The following is a 21,453-nucleotide window of genomic DNA, read 5'->3' as shown; positions in this document are numbered from 1 at the left end:
AAAGTTAATCGGCTCTATCTATTCTTATCAAAAGTTATTTTAAATTCGTTACAACCAGTTTTTAATTCTTAGAGAAATAGCATATTGACATTCAAGTGAACTTTAAACTTATAGTAATCCTATAGACAGAAAGTTGATATCTACTTTTAAAGATTATCAGCTACTCAGTCGATCAATTTAAAGGTTAACCAATTATGAATACAAATAAAGCGTTCACTGAAGTTGAATTTGGTCAACAGAAAGTTAAAGTTCCAAAAGGTGGTTATTATGACCGCTTTAGAATGAATCCTGATTTAGATGAAGTTGCAAAAGATCCTGCAGCTGGGAATATAGATTTTTTCCGTAGCATTCCTAAAAAATTAGTTGAATCAAGAGTTGGACCTGTCTGGGCTCCAAACTTTTATTACCGTAGCGGCAATGTGCAAGTTTTGATGCTTGCTCCAATTAAGCTGTTAAAGAAAAAATTACCTTCGCCTCTAGTACCCTTGGAAGCTTTTCCAGGTTATGGACTAGTTGCGCTCACCTTCTTCACTTATTCAGTTTGTGACAATGATCCATACAATGAAGCATCTGTAGCTATTGTTGTGCGTAAACCTAAAGCACATGGTCCGCATGCTTTAGAGCTGATTAATTCGATTCGTAAACGTCATTTTTATGCGCATGTATTAGCTTTACCTGTCGACACTGAAATAGCACGTGTACGTGGCGTATATGGTTATCAACTTCCAAAATGGCTGGCTGAAATTGATGTAAAAATTGATAAGAAAAAAGTTGAAACAACACTTTCAACTTACAACAAATTAGATATCAGCCTAACAACCGCAACTCCGCCATTAAAAAGAGTTAAGTCTGAATCACGTATGGGTAAAGCCACAATGTTGCACTCAGTCGATGGTGAATGGCATCAAACTCTCGTTCAAACCAATATTCTCTCGTTTGGTGAAAAACTTTTCCCACGCAAGGTAAAGGTGACACGCCATGGAGGCCATGTGAGCCAGCTTTTAGATCAGTTGGGCGCATCTACTATTCTTCGTCTTGATGTTATTGAAGATGCTCAGGTCGTATTAAATCTACCGACTAAACTTTGATAATCAGTCAGTTAATAAGCTTAGGATAGTTAAGCTATGTTTGAGGTTTAAGATGAATACTCTCAATGAAGTAAGCAGCACTTTAAATGCATCAGAGATACTCTCTAGACAACGGAAAGCTTTTTTGAAAGCTGAACCACCAACACTTAAACAGCGTAAAGCTAATCTTGCAAAGCTTCGTGCAGCAGTCATTGAATATCGTAGTGAATTACAAGTTGCTGCAAGTGAAGACTTTGGGCATCGTTCATATCATGAAACAGATGTGATGGAACTTGTTGGTATCGTTCAGTCCATCGATTATTTAACGCATAATTTACGCCGTTTCATGAAGCCAGAAAAGCGTCATGTCAGCCTATTCTACCGCTCGGCTAGTGCTCATATAGAATATCAGCCTAAAGGGGTTATTGGGGTCATGGCTCCTTGGAACTACCCTATTTCTCTTACGCTTATTCCTCTTGCTACAGCGATTGCTGCAGGCAACCGAGCAATGCTTAAACCATCAGAACTCACGCCTCAAACAAGTGAAGTGATTTCACGCATGCTTACGGCGAACTTTTCTATAGAAGAAGTTGCGGTTGTTTTAGGTGGACCTGAAGTTGGTGCTGAATTTAGTGCACTACCTTTCGATCATCTATTGTTTACAGGAAGCACACCTGTAGGCCGTAAAGTCATGAAAGCAGCAAGTGATAACCTCGTTCCGCTCACTCTTGAATTAGGTGGTAAAAGTCCAGCTATTGTAGGTCAAGGCCACGTAAACTCGAGAACCATGACCAGTATTGCCTATGGAAAATTATCCAATGGTGGGCAAACATGTGTTGCTCCAGATTATGCTCTTGTTCATGAAGATGATTTAGAAGCATTTATTGAAGAATACAATGCGACCGTCTCTCGATTCTATCCAAACGGACCAGATTGTGATGACTATACTTCCATTGTCAATGAACGTCATTATGCTCGTTTACAAGGCTTACTTGATAGTGCAAAACAAAATGGCGCACGAATCATTGAACTAGGAATCAAACCTGAATCGGCAAAGAATCGTACTCGTACTCTTGTTCCAACACTTGTTGTAGGAGCAAAAGATGATGATGCAATTATGAAAGAAGAAATCTTTGGCCCAATTCTACCCGTACGTACCTATCGTGATATTGATGAAGTGATTAGCTATATCAATGAACGAGACCGTCCACTCGCCTTATATTATTTTGGTGAAAAAGATGCAGATTGCAAAAAACTGCTACGACGTACGACTTCAGGTAACGTTGGTATTAACAACACCATAATTCATGTGGCACAAGACGATCTGCCGTTTGGAGGCATCGGTCCAAGTGGTATGGGTGCTTATCATGGAATTGAAGGTTTCCGTTCTATGAGCCATGCAAAAGGTATCTTTGATCAGGGCCGCTGGAATTTCCCAAGTTTCTTACATGCTCCTTTTGGGAAGTTTATGGAATTAGCCCTTGCGATTACTTTAGGCAAGAAAAAATCAAAATCTTAATTTTTTCATCACAAGCAGGATTGAGAAATCTATCTAAGTCCTGCCTTCTTATATAAACAACGTCTAATAAGGAAACAACTTTATGAAATGTATTACTTTTAACGGTGCAGGTGGTCCTGAAGTCATTACGGTTAGTGAAAGAGCTATGCCTGAAATGACAGAGGATGGAATATTAATTGAAGTAGTAGCTGCAGGAATTAATGGCCCTGATGTTATGCAACGTCAAGGTTTATATGCCCCGCCCCCTGGTGTAACAGATATTCCAGGATTAGAAGTTTCTGGAATTGTTAAACAAGTTGGCAAGCAAGTGACCAAATTTAAAGCTGGTGATGAAGTTTGTGCGTTAGTTCAGGGTGGAGGCTATGCGGAATATGTTGTTGCCCATCAAGATAACGTACTCTTTATTCCTGAAGGCCTGACTTTAATTGAGGGGGGAATTTTACTAGAAACTTTCATGACAGTTTGGTCCCATCTTTTCCAACATGCAAAATTCCGCCCAAATAGTTCTATTTTAATTCATGGAGGTACTTCAGGAATTGGTACAACAGCAACCATGTTAACTCGAGCTTTTGGAGCTACTCAAATTTTTACAACAGTTTCGAGCAAAGAACATCAAGAAGCAAGTTTAAAAATTGGTGCTGATGTAGCAATAAATTATAACGAAGATGATTTTGTTGAAGTAGTAAAAAAACATACAGATGGCAAAGGGGTAGATTTTGTCTTAGATATTATTGCTGGTGATTATATTCAGCGAAATTATGATGTTGCTGCAATGAATGGGGTTATATTGCAGATAGGTGTACTTAAAGGCCTAGCCGACAAAGTAAATATTTTTCCAATGTTAGCAAAACGTCTCACGCATACTGGTGCGACTCTTCGCTCGCAATCTGCAGAGGCTAAAGCTGAAGTTATGGCGGCTCTTCAGGAAAAAGTATGGCCTTTGATTTCAAAAGGGCAATTAAAGCCATTATTGTATAAAACTTTTGATTTAGAAGAAGCACGCCAAGCTCATGAATTACTACAAAAAGGTGAACATGTTGGAAAACTAGCACTAATAGTAAAAAAATAAAAATTAAAAAAAATCAGAGAGTTAAATTAAATAATTTTAACTCTCTTTTACCATACAAATTAGTAGTGAATGCTTTTCTCTATTTTTATTAAAAGGAGTTTTTGTCTCTAAAAAAGATATATCCTCTATTAAACAATAAAGATTAGTTATTAAGATTCGTTAAAGCTTTAATGTTAGTTGAAAATTTATATCTTTTAGCTTATGCCTTAAGTGAAATCGCTTGATTTACCAAGTCAGCTTGCGCACCTAATCCAATTAAACTTGTAGTAATAATATCTTTATAAGATTTCATTGGCTCTTTGTCTTTTGAAAGATAACCTGCAAGTTCCAACATTAAACGACCATGCATAGTTGCCCAAATAAATTGAGTTGCATGATGAGTTGTCTGCGTGAAGACCTTTTCTTTAACGGCTTCTGAACAAAGATTATGAAGAAATTTAAGTGTTTCTATACCTTGTTCCAACTCTTCACCTGAACGCTGGTATCCACCAATACTTTCTGCTGCAAACATTACAGCATAGAGATGCCTATGTACTAAAGCGAACTCACGAACATTACATGTTACATTCCATATATTTAATAGAATGTTATTTGTATTTGGGGTCTGTTGGAGTATTTGTAATAACTGTAAAAAACCATAATCAACTACAGAAGAAACAAGATTAGTCATAGACCCAAATTCTCTATATATCAGAATACTAGTTCCGCCTATTTTCGTTGTAATTTTTCTGGCAGTCATAGCATTAGGTCCATCTTCTTCAAGCAACTCAACAGCAGCAAGCGTCAATATTTGACGACGATCATGTTGTTTTATTAAAGAAGTTACCATTAAAAATCAGCCTTATAATATTTCATTTACAAGTTTATTATACGTGTGATATAACACCGTTATCAACAAATAACACCGTTATCAAAATGACTAATTTAAATTTCTCCACACTTGAACAGAATCCAGAACTTGAAGCCCGTGTTGAGAAGCTAAAACTATTAGCTTCTCAGCCATGTTCTGAACAATATCTTGATGTAAAGGATATTGATCTTGAAGCTTGGAACCATGTCGGCGATCCACTTTGTGAAGCAGTTATGGCTGAACTCAAAGCAAATAAGATGCTGGCGGGTGACAAATATACCAATGCCCGAAAATTACAGGCCCAAGGAAATTCTGCTGCTATTGCTTTTTTTGCTGATGTTGAAACTATTCCATCATGGCTAGATTTTGAGGCCATGCAGTTAGGTGCAAAGATGGCAGCTCGCAATCCAATTGGCATGCTATTCGGTATGCATGGTGGCTTACCATTTACTTATATTGATCCAGCAACGGCACTAGTCATGGGTAGTACCGGACGATTAGCGAAAGGTGGAGATTACCGCCGTCGTTATTGGGAAACAGCCACTGGTTTTGTTGGCGCATTGGATGTTGAAGGGATGAAGCCAGGTGGTGCCCGCTGGGAATTATGGGTTCGTATCCGTTTTCTCCATACCATGATTCGTATGGGAATTTTACATGCAGATCAATGGCAACTTCCAACAGCTATGCCGATTAGCCAAGTTGCTTCAGCTGCAACGGCTCAGATTTTTGGGCCTTATAGGGTAAATATTATTCGTTATTTTGGTGGGAAAGTAAGTAAAGAGGAAGAAGATAGTTTTTCATTAATGTGGCGCTGGATTGCCCGTATTGAGGGAGCTAATAATCAACTGTTAGGGAAAACACACGAACAACAGTTCCAAATCCAAACCAGAATGCACCAATTTCTTTATGGCAAAAGTAAAGAAGCGGCAGAAATTACACAGGGAGTCATTGAAGGAGCATCAACAATGAAAGTTTTTCCTCTTTCTAAACGAATGCATACCGCGGTTGTCCGACGTTTATTATCAGAAGAAATGCTGCAAACTTTACCCGGCTATAATTTCCCTAATGATTTAGAGCTCCCTAAGGACCACTCTGCTGCTCTTGCGTTAGAAGTGGTGTCAGGTTCATTAAGACTATTAAATAAAATTACTCATATTCCAACCGTCAAAAAAATAGTCGAGCATCATGGACTACGACTCCTAGATCATGTGGTAGAGAAAGGTCTGGATGGAATTAAAGCTGAATATCAGGCAACCGCAATTAAATGTCCAGCTGGTCACAGTTAATACACAGAAGCTATAAAAAAGTTCAAAAAGTAAATTTTCAGGATTGAAACTTACTCTCCTTTATTTCATTAAGGAAAAAATAATGACTACCGCCGTAAAAGAAATTCGATTTGCAACCGAAGCACAATTAGATATAGCGATTAAAAATCTCACAAATGGGATTGCTAATTGGGCAAAACTCGATTTACAAGAACGTATCGCCTTACTCAAAAAAACACATATCAGTATTGCTAATGCAAGTGAAGACTGGGCAAAGGCCGCGATTTCAGCGAAAGGTACACCTAAAGGTTCACCTGAGGGAGAAGAATGGATGTCTGGACCTTATGCCACACTTTCAGGCTTCGCAGCTGTTATTGATAGTTTAGAAAAACTTGCTAAAGGTAAATCACCATTAGACGGAATTAAAGCCAGTAAAGCACCCAATAATCGTATTAAGTTTAAAATGTTACCTACCAACTTCTATGAGCTTAATTTATTTCATGGATTTCGAGCAGATCTTTGGTTAGAACCAAATATATCTGAGGCAGAAGCAAGAGCTAATGCGGGTTTAGGTGCTAAGCGTTTAGGCCAAAATGGTGGTGTTGGATTGGTGCTAGGTGCAGGAAATATTAGTGCCATTGGACCTTTAGATATGCTGTATGAATTGGTGGCTCATAATCGTGCAACCATTCTGAAGTTGAATCCAACTTTTGCTTCACTGTTAGATGTTTATAAACAAGCTTTTTCACCTCTGATTGAAGCGAATTTATTACGTATTGTGAATGGTGGTGCTGAAACAGGTGCTTATTTAACAGACCATCTGGACATTAAGCATATACATATTACTGGGAGTGCTTTAACACACGATAAAATTGTTTGGGGGTCAACAACCACAAAAATTGGTCGCCCCATACTTAATAAACCAATTACGAGTGAACTTGGTGGAGTATCCCCGATTATTATCTTGCCAGGGAAATGGTCAAAAGCAGACCTTCGCTATCAGGCTGAAAATGTAGTGACCCAAAGGACTCATAATGGAGGCCATAACTGTATCGCTGGGCAGGCCATTATCCTAAGTAAAGAATGGGAACAGAAAGACGAGTTTTTGGCAATTGTTTTAGAAGAACTTGAGAAAGCATCTAAAAGGCCCACATGGTATCCCGGCTCAGAAGCAAAACTGGCAGCCGCTCAAATAGCTTATCCAAATGCTAAGCGACGCAATGATACGATGCTAATCGAAATAAATGAGCAAACCTCCAAAGAACTTTTTACTACAGAATACTTTGCTCCAGTGTTGGGACATATTGCTCTTGATGGTACTGGCATTAGTTTTTTTCGTAACGCCGTTGATTTTGCCAACAATGAGCTAGATGGCAGTTTAGGCGCAAGTATTATTGTTTCTCCACATGACCTTAAATCAATGGGATCAGCATTTGAAAATTCTTTAGCTGACTTACGCTATGGAACAATCGGTATCAATGTCTGGAGTGCAATTGGTTTTCTTATACCATCACTTTCGTGGGGGGCTTTTGCAGGAAACACATTAGAAAATGTTGGTAGTGGGATTGGTATTGTTCATAACTCCCATTTAGTCGAGAGAACTGAAAGAAGTGTGATCTGGGGACCATTCCGTCCTTTCCCTCGCTCATTCATTAATGGTGAAATTGCGTTTTCTCCAAAACCCGCATGGTTTGTGACTGCTCGCTCAGCCAAGGACACAGCTCAGAAACTTACCCAATTCAGTATAAAACCAAGTGTCACAAAAATGCTTAAAATTTTTGTCGATGCTTTTCGAGCTTAATTTTGGCTTCTTATTTAAGATTACCGCATTATGATTTATTACAGTACCTATCCAGAAGTCAAAATTCCAACTGGTTCAATATATGACTATATTTTTAACTCCCTTAAAGAAGAAGAACTTGATCGTATTGCCGTAATTGATGGTATGCAGAAAATCTCTTATGGTCAGTTACGACAAAGAATCGATGCCTTGGCAGGAGGCTTTAGAGCAAGAGGAATCAAGCAGGGTGATGTTATTGCTCTACATGCTCCCAATAGTGCGGATTTTGTAATTACTTTTCATGCTATTTTACGTGCTGGGGCAACAGTCACGACACTAAATGTTTTATATAGCCCAGCAGAGATTAGTAGCCAGATCAAAGATTCAGAGGCAAAGCTCTGTATCACCACTTCAATGTTTTTAGAAAATGCTGTTGCTGGAGTTATTGATGCTGGTCTTAGCCATGAACAAGTCATAGTAATTGGACATACAGAAAACTACTTATCCATTTCAGAGCTTATTTCTCAAAATTATAAACCACCTGAAGATTTTGTAGAGACAGCTCTTCAACTTGCTGCCTTACCCTATTCCTCCGGAACGACTGGTAAAGCGAAGGGTGTCATGCTCACACACCGTAATTTAGTTGCAAATATTGCCCAATGCTCATCAGTATTACCAATACGTCAAGATGATACAGTACTCGCTGTACTGCCCTTTTTTCATATCTATGGCATGAACGTCATTATGAATCTGACATTACGACAGCGAGGTAAATTGGTTATTTTACCAAAGTTTGATTTAAAGCCTTTTCTTGAACTGATTCAGAATGAAAAATGCTCCAGCATATATATTGCACCACCGATTGCAGTTGCTTTAACTAAACACCCATTAGTGAAAGAATATGATTTATCTAGTATCCGTACGATTATTTGTGGTGCTGCACCAATGGATGAAGCACTTGGTGCGGCTTTAACAGCACAAATTCCTGCTGTTTTATTACAAGGTTTTGGAATGACTGAATTAAGTCCTGTATCGCATGTCACACCACTCGATAATCCTGATATTCCAGTAGGTTCAATTGGCTTCGCCATTCCTAATATTAGCTTCAAGGTCATCGACCCCCAAACTGGTAATCTAATTGAAAAAGTTCCAAATGGGCGAACACAGGCAGGTGAAATGCTGATTAAGGGCCCAAATGTCATGGTGGGCTATTTAAATAATCAAGAAGCTACTGACGCAACAATTACAACCGATGGTTATCTACATACGGGTGATATTGTTGAAGTTGGCCCTCAAGGCGAAGTCTATGTGGTAGATCGTTTAAAAGAGCTTATTAAATATAAGGGTTATCAGGTTCCACCCGCTGAACTTGAAGCATTATTATTAACTCATCCAGCAGTTGCCGACGTTGCAGTCGTTGCACATCCTGATGAAAGTGCGGGTGAGATTCCTCGTGCTTTCATAGTTCTTCAGCGAAATTCAAAAATCAGCAAAGAGGAAATCATGTCTTTTGTTGCAGGGAAAATAGCACCTCATAAACGTATTCGAATAGTAGATTTTATCGAAGCCATTCCGAAATCGCTGTCAGGTAAAATTCTACGCAAAGAATTAAGAGGCCTCCCCTTGTAACAGCATTCAATAAGTAGTTGGTGTATTTATTCCCTCATTGATACACCAACATTTTACTAGTTTTAAAGTTAAAAATTTCAAGGGATATTTATGAGTCTCGAAATTTCATGTTCATGCAAACAAAATGAATTGGTGCTTAATGGTCCAGTGATCATGCGGTTTATTTGCCATTGTTTAATCTGCCAAAATGTCTATAAAGCACCTTATGCAGATGTAGTTGTAGCATGGAAAAAAGATGTTAGTATAAAAGCTCAATCAATTGAATTTAAGAAATTCCGTCTGCCTCCAGCGCTTAATAGAGGAATATGCCTTCAATGCCAAAAACCAGTTTATGGTTATCTTAAGTCCTATGTTAAGCATGACTTAGCTTTTATCCCTGCTCTTAATTTTAAAGATCCATCATCTCTGCCAGAACTAAGTCTACATGAATTTTACCACCGTGCTATCTCACCTATAGAAGATGGCTTACCTAAATATTATGGATATGCACATAGTATGTTTGGTCTAAGCAAAGAACTTATTAAGCAATTATTACACCGTTTCAACACTTAGTAATATTTTAAATATTAATTGAAGTATCTTTCTTTTGATTCACAGGCTAGATCAAAATCAAGCAACCATGTATATGGAAACTTCCAACTATCCAACCGCACAATAGAGGAACACAAGGACTGGTAGAAGCTGTTAATTTAATCACTTTTAGTTTTAAAATAAATTATTTAAAAGTTCCTATTTTCTTGTTTATAATAAAAAAGCTAGAGATTATCTCTAGCTTTAAGTATAAAATTTATTCTATTTAATTGTACTCAATCTTTTAACTACTTCTTCCCCGACCTCTCTTGGTGACTGGGGATTTTGTCCTGTAATAATTCTATCATCAACAATGACATAAGAAGTAAATGGAAAGAAACCACGTTTATAAGTAGCGCCTTTCGCTTTTAAACTATCTTCGAGAAAAAAAGGTACTTGTTTTTTCATGCCAGATAAAGATTCTTCCATATTGGAAAATCCAGTCACCGTACGATTAGAAATCAACGGCTGCCCTTGTTCATCTTTTAAGGCTAATAGTCCTGCAACACCATGACATACTGCTGAAACAATACCGCCTTGACGGTAAATTTTTTCACTTAAATCAGTTAACTCAGGATTATTAGGAAAATCCCACATCACACCATGGCCACCAGTAAAGTAGATTGCTTTATAGTCAGAAGCTTTAACATCACTTGGCTTCAGTGTGTTACTAAGTCGCGACATAAAAGATTTATCAGCTAGATGGGCTCGTGCTTCTTTATCCATATAAATCCATTTTTGACTACGCTCGTCCAATGGTACGAAACCACCTTTAGGAGTGACAAAATCCATGTCATATCCTGCTTTAAGTGCGACATCATAGAAATGCGTAAGCTCAGTAACCCAAAGCCCTGTCGTATCTTCCCTTGATGGATATTTAGCATGATTAGTCATAACAACTAAAATCTTTCCTTTAGATCCCATAGCTTGTTTGCTATTACTTTGTTCAGCAGCTTGTGCAACGGGTAAAGTAAACAACAGTACAATTGCCAAAAAATATCTGTAGATTCTGTCAAACTGTCTATTCTGAAAAATAGTCATACTTTTTCCTTTTTTTAATATTCCATGATTAATATAAGATTGAAGTACACAATAAGGTCAAGTAGGTAAAATTAATTTATTTTTGCTCTTCCATGGGTAATTTTTAGTCAGCTACATTCTTTTTTGTAATCCTCTGAGCCATCCTAAACTAATTTCAATCGATGAGGCATACTCGTCACACACTTATCATAACTCCAAATCTTAATGATACTTCTAATCAAACTATAAGCTGTGTCTTTAACTGAATACATCTCGGTGTATCCACATAATTCTATGTATATCTTATTGAAATATTTTTTATTATTTGAAAATAAGTATATTTTTATACAACTTAAGTACTCTAGATAATATTTTTAAAAGCTATAGAAAAGACAAATATTTCATCTTTTCTGACCTTATTTATATATAAAAACTACGCTAGATAATCTTACGTTTAGACATTCTTGAAGATGCTCAGATAGTATTAAATCTACCAGTTAAAGTTTAGTAATCCGTTATTCAATAAGACTAGGAACAGATAAGGCCACCCCCTATCTGTTCCTAGATAATTTAAGCAACATTTTGATTCGCTTTTATCTCTTTTAATATATTTACCAATTTAGCTAAATTTTGCTCTGGATCTAACCACCAATCTACCGTCCAAACCGATAAAACTTCCCAGCCTAATCCATTTAAAACTGTTGGTCTAAGTTGATCTCGATCTCGTGCAGTAGCAGCTTTAGCATAGTTTTCACCATCTACAATAACACCTGCAATATAACTACCCGAATTCAAATCATCCTTAATAGCTAAATCTACACAGCTATCACCCTGTCCTATTACAAGATCCACTCTCCAGCCTTGTTCTTGTAGCTTAGTTTGTAGGTACTGTACGAACTCTTTTTTAGTCTGCTTTTTACTTTGATCAACATAATTTAAATGCAACTGACCACTGCGAGCAAAAACTAGGAAGTCTTTTAAATCTCTTACGCCCTCACTATTGGTGCGTGCCAAATTAATTTCTTCTGGACTCAAAGAAGAGAAAACATGTAAACCTTGACGGGCGCGAGTAATTGCTACATTTAGACGGCGCTGACCACCTTGGCGGTTAAGCGCACCAAAATTCATTGATAAACGACCATCTTGATCTTTTGCATAGGTAATTGAGAAAACGATAATATCGCGTTCATCTCCTTGCACATTTTCTAAATTCTTAACGAATAAAGGTTCAATGCCTGATTTACTGAGTGTCTCTAACTCAGGATGATTTGCTAGCTCATTATCCAACAAATCTTCAATCAACTTTTGCTGCGTCATATTGAAAGTCACAACACCTAAGGTCAAAGGGTTCTCTTGTCCTAACTGTGACTGTAAATGCTGAATAATAAATTCAACAATTGCTTTAGCTTCATTCGTATTGGTACGCGTATCCCCTTTATCGTAAACACCCTCAACCATATGCAGTTTTACAGCGGTATCCTTAGCAACAGGTGCAGGGAAAGTAAATAAACCACCTTTGTAGTATTTCTGATTACTAAACTGAATAAGACTTTCATAACGACTACGATAATGCCAGTTCAAAGCCAATTCAGGTAACTGAGCAGCAAGGCATTCATCCAAAATACTTTCTAAATCTTCAGTGACTTCTTCATCAACCTCTTCTTCAGAATCTCCCTTACCAAAGAAGCTTGTTGGTGGCATTTGTTTATTATCACCCACCACAATTGACTGCTTACCTCTCGCTAATGCACCAATCGCATCCCATACTGGAATCTGTGAAGCTTCATCGAAAATCACCACATCAAATTTTGCTTCAGTATCCAGATATTGAGCGACTGATAACGGACTCATTAATAGACATGGCTTTAGCCCTACTAGTACGTCAGGAATCTGGCGCATTAATTCACGTACAGGAATATGACGACGTTTCTTGCCTAATTCTTTATTTAGAACAGTCCACTGTGCCTTATATTTATCTTGTTCACTAAAAATAGCATTCCAACGATGAATAATCTCATGGCTCGCAGCAAGCTGGTGTTCTCTATCCTGCTGTGCAAAAGTCTGGATTTTCTGTTCATGTTGCTGGCTATTGAATTGATTTAATTCTGGATGTTGACTAAATTGATGAGTAATCCAGTGTCTTGCTAAATTAATATTCAAGCTTTTTAAAGCAGCATCCAGTTCCAATCGGGTATTTAAAAGTTCAAAGGCGAAGGGTTTTAATCCTTGTTTAATCAACTGGCTCTTTATAGCTTGCCAATTTAACCAATGTCTCCAAGATGAACTGTGTTGCTGTAATTGCTTTTGTCTTTCAAGAATTTCACTAAAATTAATATCTAGATATGGAGTAAGTTGGATATCGCCTTTCAGTGCATGATCATTCAACAATTGACCGAATGTATTTTCCACCTGAGCTATATTTTGTTTTATTTCATCCAAACTATTATTTTTACTAAACTCTACAGCTTTTAATAAAGTTGCTTGATCTGTAATTGTTGATGCAACAATTTGCTTAATTTCTTGCCACTGATTGTGAATATTTTCAAAACTTTGCCATGCACTATCTTCACCCTGCCAGTAAGAACCCAATTTACTTGCCAACTGATTTTCACATTCACTGAATTGTCGTTGTTGACTTTGGATATGTTGCAATATTGGCAAGTCATGAGCAACTGCCAAAGCTGTAGGACGTTGAGTTGAGTCTTGATAAGTTTTGACTAAGTTTCTCAGTTGGAATTTAGCGAACCATGAGAATGGGAAAATTTTTGATTCTGCTTCACGCCATTTAAAGGCAATTTGATTTAAATCTGCTTGATAAACTTGAGATTGGTATTGTCCAACTAACGAAGAACGCTGCTGTTTTAAATCTTGGACTAACTGCTTCGCTTGTATAATCGTGTTTAAATCTAAATCTTTAATAACACTTAATAATTTTAAATCAGTTTGCTGAACAAGATCGGATAATGCCGTAAAAATAGAAACATCATGTTTAACCTGATTCAGATTTTGCTTTTCACCAAATCCATAAACCTCTTGCCAAATAGAAACTGAACTTTGCAAACGCTGTATCTGATCTACAAGTTGATCTTGCAATATTTGATATTGTTCTTGCCATGCTAGGCTCCAAATCGGCTCAGACAAACCTTCCGCAAAACCATTCAATACATCTTTAATATTTTCATTGACGAGCTGACGTAAACTTACAGCTTGTGTCACGCTCTCACTCAGGAGCTCACGTTTTTCTGCTGTCAACGTCGCAATATTGATATCAGGAAAACGTAAATGCGGTGTATTCCGATAACGAAGTTCATCACTCATTGCGGCATACAAACTCCAGCCAATAGGGTGTGATGTATGGAGATTTTTTACATGTTGATTCAGCTCATCTCGTGTTTGAATTAATCTATCTGAAAGTTTCTGCCATTCTGTTGTTTTAGGTTGAGTACTTAAAAAGTAAGGATCATTATTTTTCTGCGCTCTTTCTCTCAGTTGATCTAATACTTCCATTTTTTGGGATTTGGATGAGTGTAACTGCAAACACAGTTCACTTAAGCCAATTTGTGTCAAACGGCGATAAACGACTTCTAAAGCAGCCATTTTTTCAGATACGAATAACACGGATTTACCATCCGCCAAACATTGAGAGATCATATTGGTAATGGTCTGTGACTTACCTGTACCAGGAGGACCTGACAACACAAAGGTGCGTCCTAATGCTGCGGACATGACTGCAGCTAACTGCGAAGAGTCAGACGATAAAGGAGTAAATAATTGTTGTGGCTTATATTGTTGGTCTAATTGAGCAGGTTGAGGGAATTCATCTTGTTTAATAAAAGGTTCCCTTGGGGATTCAATTAGATGATTTACTACTGCTTGATTTTTCAGTTCATCCATCCGTGAAGACAAATCAAGCCACATTAAATATTTAGAGAATGAGAATTGACCAATAGCAGCCTCAGCTTTTACTTCCCATCCTGCTATATTTACAATCGCCTTCCGTACAATATGTAAGACCTGATTGACATCTACACCGGATTCATCTGTTGGTAATGGATTCAAGCCAGCAATATCAAGTTCAAAGTCTTGTCTTAATAGTTGTAATAGAGTGGAGTTAAAACGTGGCTCATCATCGTACATAAATAGACGATAGCCTGTTTTAGCAGTCTCACGCGTAATCTGTACAGGAATAAGTAGTAATGGGGCTTTAAAAGTACGTTTCGAGCGTTCTGACTCTTTCCACTCAAGAAAACCAACCGCAAGAAATAATGTATTAGCTCCGCCTTCCTCTAAAGCAGTACGCGAAGCCCGATAGACTTCGATCAGGCGCTTTTCTAATAAGGGTGTATCTAAAGGACTAAATAATAATTTTCTAGAAAGGCTTTCATCAACGTACTGATAAATATGTTGGCTTTCATTTTCACGTTGGACATCTTTTAGCGAAATACTATCAATACTCTTAAATAAGAAACCTTCCTGATTTGCTAGCGCATCTTCAAGTTTGCTTAGTGTTAACTCAGAGCACTGTAAAGGAATACTGTAACGATTATCTTTAAAATTTAAGAGTTTGTTACGAAGGCTTAAATCCAATAACCGGCGTAACCAACGATCAACACGTGTGGCTTTGTTTTCAAAAGGGCGCTCATTATCGTAAACAGGAATAGATGCTGTCGCCCACTCAATCTCTGTATCATCCAAATGATTTTTCTTTTCCAGATTTGCAGAAATCGGCTTAATACCACGTAAACGGGATTGACGAACATCTATCGCAAGATAAAACTTATTTTGACGAGATTCATCCTTTATATATTGTTTTGCAGTTTCTAGCGCAGTTGTAAATTTTCCTTGTTGTGTAAGTAACGTCGTTTCTATAAAAACGATCTCACCCAAATCATAACGTTTTCTTAATGCCTGAATATCATCAATAATTAAATCAACATTTGGGGTTTCATTTAACCAAACACCAAGATAGGCATGTCCTTCTTCAATAATGATTAACGTATCAAGACCAATTTGTTCAGCCAAGGCACTTAACAACATTGTAGTATCTAAACAGCACGCCAGTTTTTCTTCAAAAATCTGTTTTGCTAAACGTATTCGTTGTCCCGATTTAACAAAACTTGCTGGACTCACAATGTAATGAATATCGTGTGGTAACAAAGAATCCCATAGTGCATTCAACTGAGATAGAACAGAATCCCGATCTCGTTCTAAATATCCACTTAATGAACCGAGTTGTTTTGTTTTTAAGATCTCACTCGCTTTAACTAAAATTGGGCTGAGTGCTGAAGAATTAGGTTGTGAAAAACTCGCCAACAACTCAATTGGCTGACGTTCTCCGCCCCAAGTATCAATAGTTAATACATCTATTTCTAACCGCTGTTCTGCCAGCACTTCTTCTTTTTCATTCAACCAGAGTACTTCAATACTCCCTTTCATATTTTCAGGTAGCTCTTGCAACATTTGAATATCAAAAGCTAATTTTGGTTTATCTAGAGCTAAGACTTGATCACTTTCTAAGCTTGAAATATGGATGGTATGTTCTTTGAAATACTCAGGGTTAGAGCGAATAATAATTCGAGAGTCAGAAATTGTTTCAGTAGAAGATATTAGAACTTGTCGGATTAGGGGCACTGAATTTTGTTGTAAAACGAAACTCAAAGCTGATGCACAATCAACTTTTAATGAATATTCAGGATTAGGTTGTTGTTTATTATCAATTTCTGGCACTATTGCCCCCTTATCTATTTTATTAAATCTAATTAAAGACGTGCTTAAAAACTAAAGTCACAATAGTAAATGATATATGTCTTATTTTGAAATTAAACAAACAACAATGTTAAATCTTTCTTGGGTAAGAAAATAAAACCCAAAATCACATGGTAATTTTGGGTTGATACAAAAAATAAGCACGGTCTATATGCGAATATTTGGAGACAATAAACCATGTTTAATCAATCTTGCACGAATAACATTTCGGCTTATTCCTAGTAATTTTGCAGTATGCAATTGATTATGATGACAATATTCATAGGCAGCTTCTGTGATTTCTGCCTCTAATTGCTCATTTAAATCTTCGATTCCTTGTTCAAACCAACTAAACAGCAATTGTTTTAAAGTTTGATTTGAGTTGCGATAAATCGAAAAATCATATTCGGAAGTGAGTAATTTATGCTTGAAACCGGAAAGTTGGAAATCATAACTTTGAATCACCCCATTTTTACAAATGAGCAATGCATGATGAATTGCATTTTCCAACTCACGAATATTTCCCGGCCAATGATAATCAACGAGCAATTGTTGAGCTTCTTCACTTAACATAGACGGTTTCTTATTCAGACTCTGCGAATAGTCATAAATAAAGTGCTGTGCTAGAGGCAAAATATCACCAGTTCGTAGTCGAAGCGGTAAAACATGGAGCGATGCAACTTTTAATCGAAAATATAAATCTTCTCTGAAATTACCTGCATATACGGCTTCTTCTAATCGAATATTCGTTGCAGCAATTACTCTGACATCAATTTTTTTGGTCTGTCGAGAACCAACCCGAACCACTTCATTTTCTTGTAAAATTCTTAGCAACTTCACTTGAATGCTTGGTGATAAATCACCAATTTCATCTAAAAAAATGGTTCCGCCATGCGCTGCTTCAAACCACCCGATCTGATGGCTTATAGCTCCTGTAAAAGCTCCTTTTTCATGACCGAACAACTCTGTTTCAGCCAACGTATCAGATAAAGCACCACAGTTTACAGCAATAAAGGGTTTATTTTTCCGATTAGATAAAGCATGAATCTTTCGAGCAACCAGTTCTTTGCCTGTTCCTGTTTCACCAACAATTAAAACGGACGCTTCGCTTGGTGCGATTTGTTCAACATAAGACATTAAACACTTTGAATTTTGATCTTCAAATACATATGCACTAGCTTTAACCGTACGTACGAGTTGGCGAGATTCGGGATGTTTGACGATATCCATAATAATCTCCAAAATTTAAAGTGGATGAGATCAATCTGAACGAGTACTTTTTCTTAAATCAGAAAAATAGCTAAATAACGTACCTTAATCTAAGTTTTCTAGATAACTAATACCAATAATATTAAGTGCAAATAATATTAAATTTAATTATTTGCTCATTTAGAGTACTCGATGTGAAATAGACAACATTCCAAAAGCATAGTGTTGTTTATGCAACAGCACATCAACACTTTGAATTTAAAGCCAACCTGCCACATGAGAAAAAAGATACAGTCTATTGAAATTTAATAAATATTTTATTGGCATAGTGTTTGCTGGCTGCATGCTATGAGACTTTAGTTTGGTTGATCTCTTATGATTTATCTAGCTATAACAACTTATAAATCAATTGAAGCACCAACCAATTATTTATTCGTCCTTCACGCCACATCGTGAAAGTAAGTCTTAAATTATGTCAAAAATAGATAAATAAAGGATAAGGCAAGTATGAACGTTTTTAATCAGAACCATAGTATTCGTAGTCTTTCTGATGTTATTCCTGTTGCACAGTCTCTGGCTCAGCAGTTTGCGCAAACTGCTATAGAACGAGATAAAGTTGGTGGTACTCCTAAATATGAACGGGATTTAATTCGTCAAAGTGGTCTTCTTTCTTTATCTATTCCAGAGCAATTTGGTGGCTTGTCCGGTCAGTGGCAAGACATCTTTAATGTTGTCAAAATCTTTGCTCAGGCTGATAGCTCACTCGCCCATGTTTTTGGTTTTCATCATTTGCTATTAGCAACGGTTCGCTTATTTGGTAATTCACAGCAATGGCAGCGTTGGTACCAACTCACGGCTGAAAAATCGTGGTTTTGGGGAAATGCATTAAACCCACTCGACAAACGTACCGTCGTAAAAACTCAAGATGACTGGTACGAATTCTCCGGAAAAAAAAGTTTTTGCTCGGGTGCGCTTGACTCAGAAATGCTTATTGCATCAGGAGTAGATGAAAAAACTGGAAATCTTTTAATTGCAGCGGTACCAACTTCACGCTCAGGAATTACGTTGTACCATGACTGGGATAATATTGGACAACGTCAAACAGACAGTGGTAGTTCCATTTTCGAACGGGTTCGTGTTGAAATAAAAGATATGTTGCTTGACCCAGGGCCACTAAGTACACCATTTTCAACGTTAAGACCTTTAATTGCACAATTGGTTTTTGTGAATATGTTCTTGGGCGTTTCTGAAGGTGCAATGCTTGAAGCCAAACGTTATACAAAAACTGAATCACGTGCATGGTTTTTATCTGGTGTGGAACATGCAGGCCAAGACCCTTACATCTTGCGACACTATGGGGAATTCTGGTTAGAGCTAGAAGCCTTACGCCTGTTAAACAAAAATGCGATTACCAAATTACAAGAAGCATGGGACATTGCCGAAAACCTGACAGAACAACAACGTGGTGAGGTTGCTATTGCAGTAGCAACAGCAAAAGTAGCAGCAACACGAACAAGTCTAGATATTACCAATCGTATTTTTGAGGTGACAGGAGCCAGAGCAACTCAGGCATCATTACGATTTGACCGATTCTGGCGCAATGTACGAACACAAACTTTACATGACCCAGTGGAATATAAGCTGCAAGATTTAGGAATTTGGACTCTAAATGATCTTTATCCCAAAGCATCATTCTATTCATAACATCATCGACAACTGAATACTTAGGAATATAACCGATATGCATCGAACTCCCACCGACAGAAACGATTTGATATAAATGAGAGACCTATATTAGATGCGGCATAATATTGTTACGCTACCTGAAATTACCCAGCGCACTGACTCACATAAAGCCACGGCACAGGTATTTAACGACCCAGAATCCAAAAAATTGCTTGAATATATCAAGCAGATTGCACCTAGCGAAGCGAGTGTATTAATTCATGGGGAAACAGGTACAGGTAAAGAGCTCATTGCCAGGCAAATTCATAACCACAGTAAACGGCGTAATAAACCGTTTATTGCTGTAAACTGTGGAGCTTTTTCGGAGACCCTTGTTGAAAGCGAACTCTTCGGTCATGAAAAAGGTGCCTTTACAGGGGCATTATCGAGCAATGCCGGATGGTTCGAGGCTGCAAACGGTGGGACATTATTACTTGATGAAATTGGGGATTTATCTAAACGGATTCAGGTTAAACTTTTAAGACTATTACAAGAACGTGAAGTAGTTCGTTTGGGCTCTCGTAAAAGTATTCCTGTAAATGTACGAGTACTCGCAGCAACAAATGTAAATTTAGAACAAGCCATTCTTAGCGATCAGTTTCGCGAAGACTTATATTACCGTCTAAATGTGGTTACCTTAAACATTAAACCTTTACGTGAACGAAAAGGAGATATTCTACCTCTCGCCTATCACTTTATTGATAAATATCATGCCCAACTTGGTTATGACAAAGCCGATTTTTCCAACGCTGCAAAAGAAAAAATCAGCAATTACTGGTGGCCCGGTAATATTCGTGAATTAGAAAACATGATCCACCATGCGCTATTAATTTGCCAAAATGGCATTATTGAAAGTCATGATCTCACATTAATTCAACCACCCACTCAATTGAACCCAAATAAGCTTCAAGAAAAAAAAGCCAGTGAACCCGTCATAAATCCTAAATTAAAAGAAGTTTTTCATCAGCTATTTCAGCAAAATGATGGACAAGTTTATGCACAATTTGAAGAGCAATTATTACGAATCGCCTATCATTATTGCCATCAAAATCAAGTTAAAACTGCACAAATGCTAGGTTTAAGTCGTAATGTCATTCGTTCTCGACTTATTGATTTAGGTGAGTTGGTTGTAAATAAACGCGGCGAATAAATTATTTTTATCTATCAATATCAAGCCAGTCATCAATCATTTGATTGATGACTGGTTATTAAAAGCTAAGCAATCTCTCCTAAATATGCTTTTTGAATTTGTCCGGTTTCATAAAGAACTTGAGTCTGTCCAGAAACTTTGACTTCTCCACTTTCGATGACATAAGCATAATTGGTGTAGCCAAGTGCCAAACGAATATTTTGTTCAGCAACTAAAAAACTCACACCTTGCTCTTCAGAGAGCGACTTAATTAATTCAAAAATTTCATAACTAATCTTAGGAGCTAACCCCATTGAAGGTTCATCTAATAAAACCAACTTTGGCTCTGTCATCAATGCCCGACCAATGGCAAGCATTTGCTGCTCACCACCGGAAAGATAACCAGCCAATGTCTGCTTCTTTTCAGCAAGTCTTGGAAAATATTGATAAACTTTTTCTAATGCAGTCGAAAGCTTGGCACCCGAATGATGTGAAATAAAACCGCCTGTTCGTAAATTTTCATCAACAGTCAAATGTGTAAAACAATGACGTCCTTCAAGGACTTGCACCAAACCTTTTTTGACAATATCACTTGGATTTTTCCCAAGTATGGATTCACCCTGATATTCAATTTTGCCACGGTGAATTTGCCCATTTTCAGCAAAAATCAGCTGTGATATTGCTTTCAGAGTTGTACTCTTACCAGCTCCATTAGCACCAAGCAATGCAACAATAGAACCAGAAGGAACAGTTAAACTCACCCGTTTAACTGCCAAAATACTCTGGTCATATACGACTTCAATATCATCGACATTTAACAATGGTTCACTACTTTCAGGTTTGATACTGTTTAATGATTTAGACATGCGGTCATCT

The 21,453-nt window shown here is 37.4% G+C and carries 14 protein-coding genes; 9 read left to right on the top strand and 5 right to left on the bottom strand.

Annotated features, from left to right (window positions below; all coding sequences use genetic code 11):
• Positions 1-194: 194 nt before the first annotated feature.
• From RMB03_RS10610 to RMB03_RS10600, 3 genes are all read left to right on the top strand, one after another.
• Positions 195-1,088, top strand: a complete 894-nt coding sequence (locus RMB03_RS10610; protein WP_311075965.1) for an acetoacetate decarboxylase family protein — start codon at positions 195-197, stop codon at positions 1,086-1,088.
• A gap of 52 nt (positions 1,089-1,140) precedes the next feature.
• Positions 1,141-2,586: a coniferyl aldehyde dehydrogenase gene (locus tag RMB03_RS10605; RefSeq protein WP_311075963.1), complete on the top strand. Its 1,446-nt coding sequence runs from the start codon at positions 1,141-1,143 to the stop codon at positions 2,584-2,586.
• Between the two features lie 82 nt (positions 2,587-2,668).
• A complete protein-coding gene (locus tag RMB03_RS10600) occupies positions 2,669-3,655 on the top strand; it encodes an NAD(P)H-quinone oxidoreductase (protein WP_311075961.1) in 987 nt (328 codons plus the stop codon).
• 199 nt (positions 3,656-3,854) lie between these two features.
• On the opposite strand, the gene RMB03_RS10595 is transcribed toward RMB03_RS10600, so the two are convergent.
• Positions 3,855-4,484 carry a TetR/AcrR family transcriptional regulator gene (locus RMB03_RS10595; RefSeq protein ID WP_311075959.1) on the bottom strand — a complete coding sequence of 210 codons (630 nt, stop codon included), beginning with the start codon at positions 4,482-4,484 and terminating at the stop codon, positions 3,855-3,857.
• 86 nt (positions 4,485-4,570) lie between these two features.
• Here RMB03_RS10595 and RMB03_RS10590 point away from each other — a divergent pair, with 86 nt between their 5' ends.
• The 4 genes from RMB03_RS10590 to RMB03_RS10575 all read left to right on the top strand — a co-directional run bounded on the left by RMB03_RS10590 (position 4,571) and on the right by RMB03_RS10575 (position 9,731).
• Positions 4,571-5,791: an oxygenase MpaB family protein gene (locus RMB03_RS10590; protein WP_311075957.1), complete on the top strand. Its 1,221-nt coding sequence runs from the start codon at positions 4,571-4,573 to the stop codon at positions 5,789-5,791.
• A gap of 82 nt (positions 5,792-5,873) precedes the next feature.
• Positions 5,874-7,571: an aldehyde dehydrogenase family protein gene (locus RMB03_RS10585; RefSeq protein ID WP_311075955.1), complete on the top strand. Its 1,698-nt coding sequence runs from the start codon at positions 5,874-5,876 to the stop codon at positions 7,569-7,571.
• Positions 7,572-7,601: 30 nt separating this feature from the next.
• Positions 7,602-9,179 carry an AMP-binding protein gene (locus RMB03_RS10580; RefSeq protein ID WP_311075953.1) on the top strand — a complete coding sequence of 526 codons (1,578 nt, stop codon included), beginning with the start codon at positions 7,602-7,604 and terminating at the stop codon, positions 9,177-9,179.
• Positions 9,180-9,269: 90 nt separating this feature from the next.
• On the top strand, positions 9,270-9,731 hold the full coding sequence (locus RMB03_RS10575) for a GFA family protein (protein ID WP_311075952.1): 462 nt from the start codon (positions 9,270-9,272) through the stop codon (positions 9,729-9,731).
• Between the two features lie 240 nt (positions 9,732-9,971).
• Here RMB03_RS10575 and RMB03_RS10570 read toward each other — a convergent pair whose 3' ends face one another.
• From RMB03_RS10570 to RMB03_RS10560, 3 genes are all read right to left on the bottom strand, one after another.
• On the bottom strand, positions 9,972-10,790 hold the full coding sequence (locus tag RMB03_RS10570) for a type 1 glutamine amidotransferase domain-containing protein (RefSeq protein WP_311075950.1): 819 nt from the start codon (positions 10,788-10,790) through the stop codon (positions 9,972-9,974).
• 549 nt (positions 10,791-11,339) lie between these two features.
• Positions 11,340-16,496, bottom strand: coding sequence for a DUF4011 domain-containing protein (locus RMB03_RS10565; protein ID WP_311075948.1), 5,157 nt, complete (start codon positions 16,494-16,496; stop codon positions 11,340-11,342).
• Between the two features lie 186 nt (positions 16,497-16,682).
• Positions 16,683-17,744, bottom strand: coding sequence for a sigma-54 dependent transcriptional regulator (locus RMB03_RS10560; RefSeq protein WP_311075946.1), 1,062 nt, complete (start codon positions 17,742-17,744; stop codon positions 16,683-16,685).
• Between the two features lie 486 nt (positions 17,745-18,230).
• Between RMB03_RS10560 and RMB03_RS10555 the strand changes: the two genes are divergently transcribed.
• Both RMB03_RS10555 and RMB03_RS10550 read left to right on the top strand, forming a co-directional pair.
• Positions 18,231-19,427, top strand: a complete 1,197-nt coding sequence (locus tag RMB03_RS10555; protein WP_311075944.1) for an acyl-CoA dehydrogenase family protein — start codon at positions 18,231-18,233, stop codon at positions 19,425-19,427.
• A gap of 94 nt (positions 19,428-19,521) precedes the next feature.
• On the top strand, positions 19,522-20,598 hold the full coding sequence (locus RMB03_RS10550) for a sigma-54 dependent transcriptional regulator (RefSeq protein ID WP_311075942.1): 1,077 nt from the start codon (positions 19,522-19,524) through the stop codon (positions 20,596-20,598).
• 65 nt (positions 20,599-20,663) lie between these two features.
• On the opposite strand, the gene RMB03_RS10545 is transcribed toward RMB03_RS10550, so the two are convergent.
• The gene (locus RMB03_RS10545) at positions 20,664-21,443 is read right to left on the bottom strand and encodes an ABC transporter ATP-binding protein (protein WP_013197716.1); all 780 of its coding nucleotides are present in this window, start codon (positions 21,441-21,443) and stop codon (positions 20,664-20,666) included.
• Positions 21,444-21,453: the final 10 nt, after the last annotated feature.

Source organism: Acinetobacter sp. V91_7, assembly GCF_031799075.1.
Classification (GTDB): Bacteria; Pseudomonadota; Gammaproteobacteria; order Pseudomonadales; family Moraxellaceae; genus Acinetobacter; species Acinetobacter calcoaceticus.
Note: the sequence above shows the minus strand (reverse complement) of the source record. Positions and strands in the feature narration are given on the sequence as shown.

Excerpts from the sequence above, each read along its gene's own strand:
- RMB03_RS10610 (WP_311075965.1), top strand. The coding sequence starts at position 195 with ATGAATACAAATAAAGCGTTCACTGAAGTTGAATTTGGTCAACAGAAA.
- RMB03_RS10605 (WP_311075963.1), top strand. The coding sequence starts at position 1,141 with ATGAATACTCTCAATGAAGTAAGCAGCACTTTAAATGCATCAGAGATA.
- RMB03_RS10600 (WP_311075961.1), top strand. The coding sequence starts at position 2,669 with ATGAAATGTATTACTTTTAACGGTGCAGGTGGTCCTGAAGTCATTACG.
- RMB03_RS10595 (WP_311075959.1), bottom strand. The coding sequence starts at position 4,484 with ATGGTAACTTCTTTAATAAAACAACATGATCGTCGTCAAATATTGACG.
- RMB03_RS10590 (WP_311075957.1), top strand. The coding sequence starts at position 4,571 with ATGACTAATTTAAATTTCTCCACACTTGAACAGAATCCAGAACTTGAA.
- RMB03_RS10585 (WP_311075955.1), top strand. The coding sequence starts at position 5,874 with ATGACTACCGCCGTAAAAGAAATTCGATTTGCAACCGAAGCACAATTA.
- RMB03_RS10580 (WP_311075953.1), top strand. The coding sequence starts at position 7,602 with ATGATTTATTACAGTACCTATCCAGAAGTCAAAATTCCAACTGGTTCA.
- RMB03_RS10575 (WP_311075952.1), top strand. The coding sequence starts at position 9,270 with ATGAGTCTCGAAATTTCATGTTCATGCAAACAAAATGAATTGGTGCTT.
- RMB03_RS10570 (WP_311075950.1), bottom strand. The coding sequence starts at position 10,790 with ATGACTATTTTTCAGAATAGACAGTTTGACAGAATCTACAGATATTTT.
- RMB03_RS10560 (WP_311075946.1), bottom strand. The coding sequence starts at position 17,744 with ATGGATATCGTCAAACATCCCGAATCTCGCCAACTCGTACGTACGGTT.
- RMB03_RS10555 (WP_311075944.1), top strand. The coding sequence starts at position 18,231 with ATGAACGTTTTTAATCAGAACCATAGTATTCGTAGTCTTTCTGATGTT.
- RMB03_RS10550 (WP_311075942.1), top strand. The coding sequence starts at position 19,522 with ATGCGGCATAATATTGTTACGCTACCTGAAATTACCCAGCGCACTGAC.
- RMB03_RS10545 (WP_013197716.1), bottom strand. The coding sequence starts at position 21,443 with ATGTCTAAATCATTAAACAGTATCAAACCTGAAAGTAGTGAACCATTG.